This is a genomic window from Rhizobium sp. AN6A (genome assembly GCF_900215635.1).
GTDB classification, from domain to species: Bacteria; Pseudomonadota; Alphaproteobacteria; order Rhizobiales; family Rhizobiaceae; genus Agrobacterium; species Agrobacterium tumefaciens.
On record NZ_OCNC01000003.1, the window covers coordinates 829,685 to 844,067 of the forward strand.

Annotated in this window: 13 protein-coding genes; 10 read left to right on the plus strand and 3 right to left on the minus strand. The window is 60.2% G+C overall.

Going from position 1 to position 14,383, the window contains the following annotated elements; all coding sequences use genetic code 11:
* The first annotated feature begins 49 nt into the window (after positions 1–49).
* Positions 50–1,231: an acyl-CoA dehydrogenase family protein gene (locus tag CRO62_RS07740; RefSeq protein WP_097099788.1), complete on the plus strand. Its 1,182-nt coding sequence runs from the start codon at positions 50–52 to the stop codon at positions 1,229–1,231.
* Between the two features lie 25 nt (positions 1,232–1,256).
* Here CRO62_RS07740 and CRO62_RS07745 read toward each other — a convergent pair whose 3' ends face one another.
* Positions 1,257–2,780 (minus strand): MFS transporter, encoded by a 1,524-nt coding sequence (locus CRO62_RS07745; protein ID WP_097099789.1) that lies wholly within the window; start codon positions 2,778–2,780, stop codon positions 1,257–1,259.
* Positions 2,781–2,931: 151 nt separating this feature from the next.
* Here CRO62_RS07745 and CRO62_RS07750 point away from each other — a divergent pair, with 151 nt between their 5' ends.
* From CRO62_RS07750 to CRO62_RS07770, 5 genes are all read left to right on the plus strand, one after another.
* A complete protein-coding gene (locus CRO62_RS07750) occupies positions 2,932–3,780 on the plus strand; it encodes a LysR family transcriptional regulator (RefSeq protein WP_025595263.1) in 849 nt (282 codons plus the stop codon).
* Positions 3,781–4,015: 235 nt separating this feature from the next.
* Positions 4,016–5,539, plus strand: coding sequence for an FAD-dependent monooxygenase (locus CRO62_RS07755; protein WP_097099790.1), 1,524 nt, complete (start codon positions 4,016–4,018; stop codon positions 5,537–5,539).
* Positions 5,540–5,684: 145 nt separating this feature from the next.
* Positions 5,685–6,467: a pyrroline-5-carboxylate reductase gene (locus CRO62_RS07760; RefSeq protein ID WP_097099791.1), complete on the plus strand. Its 783-nt coding sequence runs from the start codon at positions 5,685–5,687 to the stop codon at positions 6,465–6,467.
* Positions 6,468–6,510: 43 nt separating this feature from the next.
* Positions 6,511–7,356 (plus strand): PhzF family phenazine biosynthesis protein, encoded by an 846-nt coding sequence (locus CRO62_RS07765; RefSeq protein ID WP_097099792.1) that lies wholly within the window; start codon positions 6,511–6,513, stop codon positions 7,354–7,356.
* 27 nt (positions 7,357–7,383) lie between these two features.
* The gene (locus CRO62_RS07770) at positions 7,384–7,980 is read left to right on the plus strand and encodes an NUDIX domain-containing protein (RefSeq protein ID WP_038494553.1); all 597 of its coding nucleotides are present in this window, start codon (positions 7,384–7,386) and stop codon (positions 7,978–7,980) included.
* A gap of 149 nt (positions 7,981–8,129) precedes the next feature.
* Here CRO62_RS07770 and CRO62_RS07775 read toward each other — a convergent pair whose 3' ends face one another.
* Together CRO62_RS07775 and CRO62_RS07780 are read right to left on the minus strand one after the other, a co-directional pair.
* Positions 8,130–9,053 (minus strand): SMP-30/gluconolactonase/LRE family protein, encoded by a 924-nt coding sequence (locus CRO62_RS07775; RefSeq protein ID WP_179783965.1) that lies wholly within the window; start codon positions 9,051–9,053, stop codon positions 8,130–8,132.
* Between the two features lie 35 nt (positions 9,054–9,088).
* Positions 9,089–9,802, minus strand: a complete 714-nt coding sequence (locus CRO62_RS07780; protein ID WP_179784474.1) for a GntR family transcriptional regulator — start codon at positions 9,800–9,802, stop codon at positions 9,089–9,091.
* Between the two features lie 106 nt (positions 9,803–9,908).
* Between CRO62_RS07780 and CRO62_RS07785 the strand changes: the two genes are divergently transcribed.
* From CRO62_RS07785 to CRO62_RS07800, 4 genes are read left to right on the plus strand one after another with little or no spacing between them, the layout of a single operon-like run.
* Positions 9,909–10,961, plus strand: a complete 1,053-nt coding sequence (locus tag CRO62_RS07785) for a Gfo/Idh/MocA family protein (protein WP_097099793.1) — start codon at positions 9,909–9,911, stop codon at positions 10,959–10,961.
* A complete protein-coding gene (locus tag CRO62_RS07790) occupies positions 10,954–11,970 on the plus strand; it encodes a Gfo/Idh/MocA family protein (RefSeq protein WP_097099794.1) in 1,017 nt (338 codons plus the stop codon). Before CRO62_RS07785 ends, CRO62_RS07790 begins: the two co-directional genes overlap by 8 nt.
* The gene (locus tag CRO62_RS07795; RefSeq protein WP_097099795.1) at positions 11,967–13,040 is read left to right on the plus strand and encodes a Gfo/Idh/MocA family protein; all 1,074 of its coding nucleotides are present in this window, start codon (positions 11,967–11,969) and stop codon (positions 13,038–13,040) included. Before CRO62_RS07790 ends, CRO62_RS07795 begins: the two co-directional genes overlap by 4 nt.
* A 22-nt stretch (positions 13,041–13,062) precedes the next feature.
* Positions 13,063–14,331 carry an ABC transporter substrate-binding protein gene (locus CRO62_RS07800; RefSeq protein WP_097099796.1) on the plus strand — a complete coding sequence of 423 codons (1,269 nt, stop codon included), beginning with the start codon at positions 13,063–13,065 and terminating at the stop codon, positions 14,329–14,331.
* The last annotated feature ends 52 nt before the right edge of the window (positions 14,332–14,383 follow it).

Here is a 14,383-nt window from a genome sequence, read left to right on the forward strand (position 1 = left end):
CCCTGATGGGGAAATGGTGTTCCCCACAGCCAGAGAGCCTCGACCACGCATGTCCCATGACCCAACTGTCCTAGACGCAACCGCTCGCATCCTTGAACAGGCCGCTCCGGATGCGGACCAGACTGGCCAGTTTCCCTGGACGGGTATCCGTGCCGTTCACGAAAGCGGCCTCCTCGAAAGCACGGTTGCGACACGTTACGGCGGCCAGGGGGCGACGCTTGCCGATACTGCTCGAATTCTGGCGGCACTTGGCCGGGGTGATCCATCCGTGGCGCTGATCAGCGCCATGACGATCTTTACCCATCTCGCCCAGGCCGCGAAAAGCCACTGGCCCGAAGATCTCTACCGGCGGCTTCTGACGAACGCCAAACAACGGCCGTTGCTGCTCAATGCCGCGCGTGTCGAGCCGGAACTGGGGTCGCCGGCGCGCGGTGGCCTGCCCGCGACGCTCGCCCGCCGGACAAACAATGGCTGGTCTATCACGGGCCGAAAACGCTTCGTGACGGGCGCATATGGTCTCACGCATTTCCTTGTCTGGGCGCATACTGACGAAACGCCGGCGCGGGTGGGAACATTCGTGGTGCCGAACGGGTTGCCGGGCATCAAGGTCATCGAGAACTGGCAGAGCCTCGGCATGCGCGCTACGGGATCGCACGATGTCGAATATACCAATGTCGAAATCCCGGCGGAAAACGTCATCGACCTCGTCGATCCATCGGTCGCCCAGCAGGATAACCGGGCGCATGCGGCACTCACGCTGGCTTTGACAGCGCTTTATCTCGGCGTGGCCGAAGCCGCTCAGGCCAAGTTCATCCGCTTCGCGCATGAGCGTGTGCCGGCCAATCTCGGCCATCCCATCGCCCGCACGGAACGCTTCATAACGCTTTCAGGCGAAATCGATCTTCTGGTCTCCGGCGCCCGCCAGATCATTTTCGGCACGCTCGAAAACAACAATGGCGATGCGGAAGGCTTCATCAGGGCTAGGCTGCTTGCCGGCCGGCAGCTGCGTGATGCCGTTGAGATCGCAGTGCGCGGCATCGGCAATCCAGGTCTTGGTGGCGAACTGGGCCTCGAACGGCATTTCCGCGACATTCAGACCGTGCTCGTCCATGCGCCGCAGGAGGATACGTCGATTGCAATTCTGGGTCGCTCCGCCTTTGGCCGCTGGAGCCGCGAAGAGACTGCGGCCGCCCAACCTTCGGCAGGACTGCAAATCCTGAAAACAGCCTGACTGTCGTCCCAGCGCCAAGACACCACTAACCGTCGGCAAGCTTTCGCGCCGGGCCGAAGACCACAAAGCTCAGAGCGGCGAGCAACCAGACACTGATGCCGGCATAAAGCATGACCAGACCGAAACCGTCTGCGAGTGCCTGATGGACGAGTGCATCCGAAACACGCTCCACCGACGATCCCGCGGTTCCCGCCGCGATCTTCTCCGCGAGCGAACGCAGGGCGGGCAAATCCGCGCCGGACGGCAGATTGGCCCTAAGCGACGACCAGACGCCCTCAACCAGAATGAAGCCCATGACCGGGATGTTGATGGCAAGCGAGATCATTCGCGCGCTCATGTCGATGCCGGAGGCCATGCCGGAACGGGCAGCGGGAACGGCACCGGTTGTCGTATTGGTGACCGGCGTGTTGGTGAGGCCAAGCCCGACACCGGACAGGATGCAGCCGGGCAGCATGGTGAGCCAGCTCGCATCTGCGACACTGCTGCCAAGTTTCATCAGCATGAAACCGAGACCGATGGTGAACAGCCCGGCCGGGACGACAAGACGGGGTTGATAACGCAGCGACAGGCGCTCGGCCAACGGCGGTACGACCAGCGCTGGCAGCGTATAGGCAAGCAGACCGAGACCGGCGGTGACGCTGTCATAACCAAGGCCCGCCTGAAACCAGATCGGCAGATAGATCATGAACGGCCAGAAGCTGATGTTCATCGCCGCCGAGCCGATAATCGCGCCGGAAAATGGCCGGATGCGAAATACGGAGAAATCGAACATCGGCCTTGGCGTGAGCTTTTCGACGATCACAAAGGCGATGAAACTCGCGACTGATAGACCAAGGATCAGAAGTGCCTTTGAACTGGCAAAGCCGAGTTCCGGTCCCTGGGTGATGAAAAACGCAAGGCAGAACACGGCAACCGAGAGTGTGGCGATACCGGCAAGATCAAGACGGGTCGCATCCGGATCACGCGATTCTTCCACACCGCTTGCGGCAAGGAACAGTGTCACGATGCCGAGCGCCACGTGAACGAGGAATACCCACTCCCAGCTCCACAGCGCAACGATGGCTCCGCCGATGATCGGCCCGAAACCTAGCCCGACGCCGGAGACAATACCCCACCAGCCGAAAGCCATTCCACGCTCGCGGGCCGTGCGGAACTGATGTGACAGAATGGCGATCTGGCATACCAGCATCGCTCCACCGCTTAGTCCCTGAAGGAAGCGGGCGCCGATCAGCACCGCCACGCTTTCAGTCATGCCGCAGGCGAGGGAGGAAATGGCGAAAGCGGCGATGGTCGCGATGAAGACGCGTTTGCGACCGAAGCGGTCGGCCAACGCGCCGGTTGCCATCAGCACCATCGTCACGCCGATCGTATAGGCGTTCATGATCCACTGAAGCTGCCCGAAATCCGCGTGCAGCACCTGCTCGAGCGTCGGCAGGATCGCCGGCACGCTGGAGATTTCCAGCCCGAACATCAGAGCGGAGAGACAGACGGCAGCGAGCGCAATGGCACTTCTACTACTCCGGGTTGGGGCGGTAACGGCAAGGGTCATTCTTCAGCCTTTCGTGGTTCGGACTGAAGCAGCGCAAGACATGCTCGCTTCGATCCGTGTTTTGCAGAGTCCAAGGCAAATTAGTGAAAGCTTGACCATAACTGAATTGGATGCTTGGATATTTCAGAGACAACAAATTTGGATTATTAAAGTGACCACTTTGGATGTGGATGCCGTTCAGGCTTTCGTCACCATCGCCGATCTGCAGAGCTTCACCCGCGCTGCCGAAACGCTCGGAACCACGCAGGGTGCCATCAGCGTCAAGCTCAAGCGGCTGGAAGACCGGCTCGGCCAGCGGCTTCTTGAACGGACGCCGCGTTCGGTGCGGCTTTCCGCGCAAGGCGCCGTGTTTCTCACACCTGCCCGCGAATTCCTTGCCGCGCATGATCGCGCCATGGCAGGGCTTTTTTCCACGCGCCGACGCTTTGGCCTTGGCATAGCAGCCCATGTTGCCGGGCCGGAAGTGCCAACGCTGCTGGCGCGGCTCAATGCGCACGATCCGGGACTGACGATAGAAGTGCGGATGGACAATTCCCGCACGTTGCTGGATGCCTTCGACCGTGGCGAGATCGACGCTGCAATCATCCGGCGCGAGGATGACAGACGTGATGGCGAAGTGCTCGGGCCAGAGCATTTCGGCTGGTTCGCAGCCCCGCAATTCGAGCATCGTCAGGGCGAGCCGCTGCGACTGGCGGCACTTTCGCCCGCCTGCGGTGTACGTGACATCGCCGCCCGTGCTCTTGATTCTGCCGCCATCGCTTGGACGGAAGTCTTTCTTGGCGGCACCTCATCGATGGTGACCGCGGCCGTTTCGGCAGGTCTCGCCATTTCGGCATTCTCCTGCCGCCTGGCGCCACCCGGTACAATCGAGGTCAGCCAGCGTTTCAGCCTCCCGCCTCTGCCTTCCACCGAGATCGTGATGTTCTCGACCCTTACCGACAGCAGATCCCGTGAGGCGCTGCGCACACTGGCCGCCGCTTTCCGGGAGCATCGGCCGTGACTGTGAGCGATGACGACTCTTGCCGACCGATCGTTCCGGCGTTATAGAACGCCTGTCGAAAAAGGCACGACTTGGTGTGGTCTAGCCCAAGTCCTTTCGGAAACGAAAGATCTGTCCATGCCGAGTGCATGAGTCCCACGACGAACAACGACGCTGTTCAGGCGTCACATTGTTCGTCCGTGTGGTTCTCAAAAACGACGAGCCGCTCCGGTCGAACGACCCAAAGGAGCAGTTGATGTCAAATAACCCCAAGACTTATGATGTTGTGATCGCCGGTGCCGGTCCCGTCGGCCTGTTTCTCGCCTGCGAGCTGCGTCTCGCAAACCTCTCCGTTCTGGTGCTGGAGCAGGCGACCGACCCTTACTCCCCGCTCAAGAAACTCCCCTTCGGCATGCGCGGTCTTTCCGACCCCACCATCGAGAGCTTCGACAGGCGCGGGTTACTGGATTATCTCGCCGAAAAGCAGGCAAATGTCAGCAACGCAATGGCCGCACACTGGATGCACCAGCAGCGCCGGCCGGGCGGCCACTTCGCCGGCATTCAGTTCTTCCACGATAATATCGACATTTCGAAATGGCCGTATCACCTGCCGGGTTCTACACCTGTCACCATGGCCTCCAACATGGAAGAGATCGAATCCATTCTGGAATACCGCGCAAACGCGATGGGTACCGAGATCAGGCGCGGCACCGGTGTTGACGGCTTCGAGCAGTCGGATGAAGTCCTGACCATTCGCGCTGGCGGCCAGACATTTCATGGACGATGGCTGGTTGGCTGCGATGGCGGCCGCAGCACCGTGCGCAAGGCTGGCGGTTTCGATTTCGTCGGCACAGATCCCGAATTCACGGGCTATTCCGTTACGGTCGAAATGGCGGATGCGGAAAAACTCTCTTCCGGCCGCCACTACACGCCGACCGGCATGTACACCTATCAAAAACCCGGAACCATCGCGATGGTCGATTTTGACGGAGGCCGGTTTCATCGAACCCATCCGATCACGGCGGAACATGTACAGGCGGTGCTGCGGCATGTTTCCGGCACCGATGTCACCGTGACAAGCCTTCACCTCGCAACCACATGGACGGATCGCGCCTATCAGGCCACGACCTACCGCAAAGGCCGGGTGTTGCTGGTGGGCGATGCCGCCCATATCCACTCTCCGCTCGGTGGGCAGGGCCTCAACCTCGGGCTGGGTGATGCGATTAATCTGGGCTGGAAACTTGCAGCGACGATCCGCGGCGATGCGCCGGACGAATTGCTGGACACCTATACCAGCGAACGACACCCAGTGGGTGCACAGGTCCTTGACTGGTCGCGCGCCCAGGTCGCACTGATGCGCCCAAGCCGGAGCACACGGGCGCTGGAAGCCATCATCCGCGATCTCATCGAGACCAGCGACGGCGCGACATATTTCGCCGAACGCGTATGGGGCATTTCCCTCCGCTATGAGCTAGGCGGCAACCATCCGCTGGTGGGCTGCAGCGTTCCGGACTTCGCACTGGCGGACGGGAGGAGGACCGGCGAACTTCTGAGACAGGGCAAAGGACTGCTTTTGAATTTTAGCGCGGACGCATCGCTTGAAGCGCTGGCAGGCCGCTGGAACGGCCGGATCTCCTATGTCGCCGGCAATGCCATCGACCAGTTGGGCTTGAGCACAGTCCTGGTGCGCCCCGATGGTATCGTCGCCTGGGCCACGGAGTCTGTTCCGGACAAGGAGGAATTCGCAAGGGCTGCAGCCCGTTGGTTCGGAGAGATTTGACGGGTATGTGAAGTGGCCGATCCGGTTGCCAAGCCATTTCTTCGGCAGATATGCCAGCCCCCGGCAATCTCGAGATTGTTTCATCGCCTTCCTGCATGAGCCGGACCGATGTATCGTTCCTTCCTATCAATGCAATGGAGTCATCATGTCCGTTCCCCAGAAAATCGGCTTTATCGGAACCGGCGCTATCACCGATGCGATGGTGCGGGGGCTGCTCAGCACGCCTGCCGCCGTGCCGCATGTCATGGCGTCCCAGCGCAGCGCGGATATCTCGGCCAGGCTTGCCGCAGATTTCCCGCAGGTGATTGTCTCAAGCGACAATCAGGCGATTGTTGACGGCTGCGATACCGTCGTGCTGGCCATCCGCCCGCAGATTGCCGAAGAGGTCATCCGGCCGCTGCGGTTTCGCGAGGGGCAGAAGGTCATAAGCGTCGTTGCCGCAACCGGTCGACAGGCACTCCTTGACTGGATCGGCGCGGATGTGCGCCTGACCCAGGCGATCCCGCTGCCCTTTGTCGCCCGCCGCAAAGGCGTCACGGCCGTTTACCCCTCCGATGCGGATACCGCCGCGATCTTCAACGTGCTCGGCAATGCGGTGGAATGTGAAACAAAGGCGGAATACGACCTTCTCGCCGCCGCAAGCGCACTGATGGCAACCTATTTCGGCATTCTGCAACAGACGACGGAGTGGTTGGCCGAAAACGGCCTGCCGGAAGAAAAGGGCCGCGCCTATCTTGCACCCCTCTTCGCCGGCCTCTCCGAAGTGGCGCTGCTTGCCGGCAGGGACACGGACTTCACCGATCTCAGCCGCGAATTCGCCACCAAGGGTGGCTTGAACGAGCAGGTTCTTCAGGACTTTGACGGCAATGGCGGTTCGAGCGCATTGAAGCGGGCATTGAGCCGCGTGCTCGAACGGATTACGCAATAGACAGTCCGCGCCGACAATTGATCCGAACTGAAAGAACGATGCCATGACCTTTGCTATCCATATGATCGATGTATTCGGCTCCGGCCCGCTTTCTGGCAATCCGCTGGCGGTCGTCACGGGTGCAGACACCTTGACCACGGATGACATGCAGCGATTGACGCGGTGGTTCAATCTGTCCGAAACCACGTTTCTGCTGCCGCCCACCCACCCTCAGGCTGATTACCGTGTCCGGATATTCTCACTGGACCGGGAGATGCCTTTTGCCGGACACCCTACGCTCGGCACTTGCCATGCCTGGCTCTCCGAAAACGGCCTGCCCAAAAGCGAAACGGGCATCGTTCAGGAGTGCGGTGCCGGTCTGGTCACGATCCGGCACGCGCACGGTCGACTTTCCTTTGCCGCTCCGCCCCTTATCCGTTCCGGCGCGCCGACACCGGCCGAGCTGGAAGAGGCCCGGCAGCTGCTGGGAATAGAGACCCACGACATCGTTGATGCCGCATGGATCGACAATGGCCCCGGCTGGTTGGGGATCAGGCTGGCATCGGCTGAGAAGGTGCTGGCCCTTGAGCCGGTCCGCAGCTGGCCCGGCCGCATTGACGTTGGCGTCATTGGTCCGCACGCAAATGGCGGCGAAGCCGCTTTCGAGGTTCGCGCCTTCTTCAGCGATCATCTGGGCGCCATCGCCGAGGATCCCGTCACCGGAAGCCTCAACGCCTCGCTGGCGCAATGGCTGTTTGGGACAGGCGTGGTCGCGGAAGACTATGTCGCCGCTCAGGGCACACGTCTTGGCCGTCAAGGCCGCATTTACCTGACTCGCGATGATACCGGCCAGATATGGGTCGGCGGCGAGACAAGCACGCATGTCGAAGGCCGGCTGCACGGCCTTTGAAAAGACAGATAATGACGAGGTGACTTGATGAATAGCAGTGTTTACCGCCCGATTTCGCAACGCGTATTGGCGGATGATTGGGGACGGCTGACCAAATATGAGTATGAACTTCAGCTAAGGGACGGAAGCTGGCAACGGCAGACCCGTGAGGCGTATGATCGCGGCAACGGAGCGACATGCCTGTTGTACAACCCCGCAAACGACCATGTTTTGCTCACCCGCCAGTTCCGTTTGCCGGTTCTCTTGAACGGCGGCCTCGAGTCGCTGATCGAGACACCGGCAGGGCTGCTGGAAGGCGCTGAACCGGCAGCGCGCATGCGTGCGGAACTGATGGAGGAGACCGGTTATGAGGTTTCCGAACTCACCCACCTGTTCGATATCTATATGAGCCCCGGATCGGTCACCGAATACCTCGCCTTTTTCTACGGCGAATATGCCGAGAACCATAAAGTGGGCGCAGGCGGCGGCTCCGCGGACGAGGGAGAAGACATAGACGTGCTGGAAATCGCTCTGCCAGAGGCTATGCAGATGATCGGCCGCGGCGATATTCGCGACGCCAAGACCATCATTCTGCTGCAGCACCTCACCATCCGGCTTTTGCAGGAAAAGCACGGAACACGCTGATCCCGACCGCAATATTACCAATGCGGACCCGATGCTGATTACCGGCCAGACTACAGGATGAACAGGACGAATTTGCCTGCCGTAGACTGGCCGAAACCCATCACTTGCGTTGGAGGGGCGGCAAAGATCAAAGACTTACGATTTGGGCTTCACCTGCCATCCTCAAAACGGAATGCGGGAAAGCCCTTGATCTCCGAAGGAATAACCCAAACGCCACCGGAAAGAGGTACCTCGCTCAGCCTGTCTTCCGTCATGTTATGGCGGTGCGATGTGACGAAAAGCGAGCCGAAATCCGGCCCGCCAAAGCAGGGCATCGTTGGATGCGGAACAGGCATCCTTATCGTCCCGATCTGTTGACTGCCGTCTTCCGAGAAAATGTTCAAGACGCCGGCAGAGACACCCGCGCTCCAATATTGGCCGCTTATGTCAAGACATCCACCATCGGGCCTTCCGGTCTCTTCCTGCATTTGTGCGACGAGCACGCCTTCATCAAATACACCGCTGGTTTTGTCGAAATTCCGCCTGCGTATCCATTTCTGCACGGAATCGCTTTGCCACATGACGGAACCGTCCTGCGAAAAAGCGAGGCCGTTGGGACATGTCAGTCCGGTCTGGATACGTTCGGCCCCGTTATTCGTAATACGCCAGAGCTCTCCGTGGGGCTGCATCTGCGAGAGCGGGACATTGTGCATGGTGCCAACCCAGAAAGCTCCATCCGGACCCACACGTCCGTCATTCAGCCGGCAGGCGATGCCTTGAGGTGCGGAAATGGAATGAAGGGTGCGCCGCGCGCCGCTTTCCGGATTGAGGATGAGTATGTCCATCCCGCAAGCGACAATCAGATCACCGCTCTGACAGAGCCCGAGACTGGAGACGGTTTCCGGGAACGTCCATTCACGATACTGGACGCCGCCCAGCCCAGCTGAACGTAGCTTCTTGCCAAGAATGTCGCACCAGAACAGGACCTGACGTCTTTCGTCCCACACCGGGCTTTCCGCAAGAATGCTGATTTCGTCGCACAGTAGTCCGGCCTGATCGATCGCAGGCGCGTTGTCGAAATTTGCTGTTGTCATTTTCTGTCTGAACCGTTGAATTGCGCAGCGTGGCGTTATTCGAAATATTCATGATGTGCTTCGAAGATTTGCGACAGAATGCCGAGGACGCGGCGGAGATGCTGGCGCAGATAATCCACCGCGCTCTCCTCCTCACGCGCCTTGATTGCACTGTAGACGGCCTCATGCTCCGTCAGCAGTCTGGCCATGTGTGCTTCGTCGGTAATCGCCAGCGCTCGCAGGCGGTCTAGCCCAGCCTTTTCCCGGATCAGCAGGGTCTCCAGCCTTTCAAGGCCGGTTGCGGCGGCAAGGGCGCTGTGGAACTGGTCGTCATGGATACGGAAGGCCTTTTTGTCGCCAAGCTCCATCGCCACACGCTGGCCGTCCAGCGCATGCAGAATTTCCTGGTCCGCCTCGGCTGAGATGCCGGTCTGGCAGAGCCTGCGAGCGGCCGCGACCTCCAGCGCCTCACGAATGAACTGTGCACTGCGGATATGTTTTTCCGATAGTCTGGAAACATAGGTCCCACGGCTCGGCAGGGTAACGATCAACCCGTCGTCACGCAGCCGGCTCAGCGCCTCGCGCACCGGGGTGCGGCTGGAGTTGAAGGACTGGCCAATCTCGTTTTCCGACACCGCCTGACCCGGAAAAAGCTCCCGCGAAAGGATGGCCGATTTCAGCGCCGAATAGATCTGGTCCACAACCGGGCGGTTGAAATCAAGTCTTTCCATCGTCGGCACCGTGCCGCCTGTCATCGGGATTTTTGGCATGTGCTCTCCAAATGTCTTTCTCTGTAACCGGTATACCGGAACACTGGTGTGTTGACAACCGGCATACCGGTATGCAATTGAATGGCCATGGGAAGGAGGCTCCCGAATGCAAAATATCAAGACCTGCGTCATCGTTGGTGCCGGAATGGTAGCGAAAACGCATGTGCTCGCCTGTGCGGCAAGCCCTGAAAAAATCCGCTTGAAAGCTATTGTCGACGGTGGCTCCGGCCGCGCGAAAACGCTGGCTGCCGAAGCCGCCAGGCATACCGGCCACGACGTTGCCGTATACGCGTCAATCGAGGAAGCCGCGCGAGACGGAGATGTCGATTTCGCCATCATCGCAACGCCGCCCAATGCCCGCGCCGATATCGTCGGGCCGCTTGCAAAAGCGGGTAAACACATTCTTCTCGAAAAGCCGGTTGCCCGTAACACACAGGAAGCGAATGATCTCGTTGCGCTGTGTCGGAACGCAGGCGTCACGCTCGGCATCATTTTCCAGCACCGCATGCGCGCCGCATCGCAAAAAGCACGCGAGCTGGTCGCATCGGGTAAGCTCGGCGAACTCGGCCTTAGCGAGATTTCCGTGCCATGGTGGCGTACCCAGGCCTATTACGACGAACCGGGACGCGGCACGCTGGCGCGTGACGGCGGCGGCGTTCTGATATCGCAGGCTATCCACACGATCGATCTGGCACTGAGCCTTACAGGCCCTGTGGCCCGCGTTCAGGCAATGGCGGCAACGACACGTTTTCACAGGATGGAAACTGAAGATTACGTGTCGGCCGGTCTTCGTTTCAAAAACGGCGCCGTCGGCTCGCTCGTCGCGAGCACCGCAAGCTTTCCCGGTGCGCCTGAATCCATTCTTCTCCACTTCGACAAGGGAAGCCTGCGGCTCGCATCCGGCCTGCTGCATGTCGACTGGCGCGACGGCAGCCAGGAAACCTTCGGTGGTGCCGCTTCCGGCACCGGCGGCGGCGCCGATCCAATGGCTTTCACGCATGAATGGCATCAGGGCGTTTTCGACGATTTCGTCGACGCCATTTCTTCAGGGCGCCCGCCGGTCGTCACCGGTGAAGCAGCTCTTTTGTCTCACAGACTGATCGACGCGATCATCAACTCGGCCGAAACCGGCAAGGAAGTGGAACTGCAGGATGAGTAAACCAATCAAGTTCGTGGCTCTCGGCATAGAGCACAGGCACATTTTCGGCATGGCTCAGAACATGCTGGATGCCGGTGCGCAATTTGCGGGCTGGTGGACGCAAGGCGAACCAGACGTGGTCGAAGGTTTCGTAAAGCGCTTCCCGGACGTGCCACGTGCTGCCTCCAAGGAGGATTTGCTGGCTGACCAAACCATCGATCTCGTCATCATTGCCGACATTCCGTCCAAGCGTGCCGATCTTGCCATCGCTGCCATGGAAGCGGGCAAGGACGTCATGTCCGACAAGCCGGGCTGCACCACGTTCGACCAGCTTGAGCGCCTGCGCCAGACCGTTGCCAAGACCAAAAGAATCTGGACCGTCGACTTTTCCGAGCGCTTCGAAGTCCCGAGCGTCACGAAAGCCGCCGAGCTGGTCGCGCAGGGCGCCATCGGCCGCGTCATCCAGACGGTCGGTGTCGGGCCACACCGCCTGAACCGGCAGATTCGCCCGAAATGGTTTTTCGAACGTGAGGCCTATGGCGGCATTCTCACCGATATTGCCAGCCACCAGATCGACCAGTTCATGTTCTTCACGGGTTCGACCGAGGTGGAAATCGTGTCAGCCACGGTTGCCAACTATGCCAACCCGGGCGACCCGGGCCTTCAGGATTTCGGCGAAGTGCTGCTGCGCGGTGACCGCGGCCATGGCTACATTCGCGTTGACTGGTACACGCCAGATGCGTTGCCGACTTGGGGCGACGGCCGCCTGACGATCCTCGGCACCGAAGGTTACATCGAACTGCGCAAATACGTCGATGTCGGCAACACGGAGGGCACCGACCGGCTGATCCTCGTGAATGGCGACCGCTGCGAATATATCGATGCATCAGATGCCGGCCTGCCCTACTTCGCCCGTGTATGCGACGATATCCGCAACCGCACGGAAACTGCCATGACGCAGGAACACGTCTTCAAGGTGTGTGACCTCTCGCTTCAGGCGCAGGCCAAGGCTGAAGGAACCGCAGCATGATCGGCGTCGCCATTATCGGTGCCGGTATCGGCGCACAGCATCTGAGCGGTTATCTGGCGCTGCCGGAACGTTTCACCGTCAAGGCGATCTGCGATCTTGATGTGGAGCGGGCACGGGCGGTGGCTGGCGAAGGTTCTTCCATCCGCATCACGGCGGATCTCGAAGAAGTCCTCGCCGATGAAAGCATTTCGCTCATAGACGTCTGCCTGCCGCCGCATCTGCATTTCCCCGTAATGCTGAAGGCCCACGCGGCCGGCAAGGACGTGGTCTGCGAAAAGCCGCTGGTGCGTTCGCTGGAGGAAGCAAATGCGCTGATGGAATCTGTCAAGAAGACCGGACGGCGCGTCTTTCCGGTTTTCCAGTATCGTTTTGGCCCCGCCCTGCGGCAGCTGCGCGCCCTCATCGACGCCGGCCTTGCCGGCAAGGCCTATGTGGCAAGCTCGGAAGTTCACTGGAACCGTGGCGCGAGCTATTATGATATTCCATGGCGCGGCACCTGGAAGGGTGAATGCGGCGGCGCGATCCTCGGTCACGCCATCCATGCCCACGATCTTCTCTGCCATGTCCTAGGTCCGGTGGAACAGGTCTTCGCCATGGCTGATACACGGGTGAACAAGATCGAGACGGAAGACTGCGCCGCCATTAGCTTCCGCATGAAGAGCGGCGCGCTCGCCACCTCCTCGGTGACGCTTGGCGCGGCCGACGACACGTCCCGTCTGCGGTTCTGCTTCGAAGGCTTCACGGCCGAAAGCGGAACGCTGCCTTATCGTCCGGCGGAAGATAAATGGCACTTCACCGCGCGGGCACCGACCACGCAGGATCAGATCGACGCCGTTCTCGCAACGGTTAAAGATGGCGAAAACGGCTTCACCGGTTTTGTCGAGGCGATTGCCAATGCGATGGAGGGTCGCGAGGGCAAGGAAGTGACGATTACGGACGGCTTGCAGTCCATCGAACTCGTAACCGCCATCTACACATCGGTACAGGAAGGCACGCCCGTTCGCCTGCCGCTTACCGCGGAAAATGAGCGGTTCAAGGGTTGGGCTCCGCGCACGTCCGCCACGGCATAATCATCTAAAGGGAGGAAACCAGATGAGCAGAAAATACAGCCTGGCGTTTGCCTTGGCCCTGGGGACGGCATCTTTTGCCGGTGCCGCTGAGGCACAGGAAGTTCGCTTCACCTGCGCCTATGACGGCAACGGCTGCGAAGTCCTGAAGGACATCCTGTCGCGTTACGAAAAACAGCATCCTGACGTCAAGATCGTTACGGATATCGTGCCCTACAAGGCGCTTCTCGAAGGCCTGCCGGTGCAGCTCGCTGGCGGCAGTGGCCCGGATTTCGCAACCGTCACCGATCTTGGCGGCCTCAATCGCTATTATCTCGACCTGACGCCCTATGTGGATGCGAAGTACTGGCAGGACAATTTCGGGGATGTGCTGAAATGGTATCGTAGCGGCCCCGACGACAAGGGCATCTATGGTATGCAGACGCAGCTTACCATTACCGGCGCCTTCATCAACCGCACCTTGTTCGATCAGGCGAAAGTCGCCGTTCCCGGCAAGGATGCGACTTTTGACGACTGGGCGAAGGCCGCAAATGAAGTGGCCAAGGCCACCGGTTCGCCATATCCCATGGCGATCGACCGCTCCGGTCACCGTATCGCCGGTCCGGCTATTTCCTACGGTGCGAAACTTTTCGACGCTGACGGCAAGCCGATCCTGGTCGACGAGGGCTTCACCACTTTCGTGAAGAAATTCGTCGAATGGAACAAGGACGGCACCATGGCGCGTGACGTCTGGGCAGGCCAGGGTGGCAACACCTACCGCGATGCAGCGCAGGAATTCATTAACGGTCAGCTCGTCTATTATTATTCCGGCAGCTGGCAGACAGCGCGCTTCGACAGTCAGGTCGGCGATGCTTTCGACTGGGAAGTCGTGTCGCAGCCATGCGGACCGGCCGCATGCACCGGCATGCCGGGCGGAACGGGTATCGTGGGCTTCAAACAGACCAAGAACCCCAAGATCGTCGCGGATATTCTGAACTTCCTCGCGCAGGACGAAAATTACCTCGATTTCACCGTCCGTACCCGCAACGTCCCGGCTCACAAGGCCGTCGGCGCAAAGTCTATCGACTACACCGGCGCAACCCCGGCGACCCAGAAGGCCATGAACGCGTGGCTGGATCAGGTCCCCGGTATCAGCCCCATCGCCTACGCCTATCAGGGCTACAAGAACAACCGTGCGATGTTCAACATCTCAGTCCAGCGCGTCACGCAGGCGATTGTTGGCGAAAGCTCGGTTGACGACGCCATGACGCGTGCGAAGGCCGATCTTGAGGAAGCGTTGAAACAGGCGAAGTGATCCATCGCCTTCCGGCGCGGCCTTGCCGCGCCGCGCCGGATCGAAGGAGGAC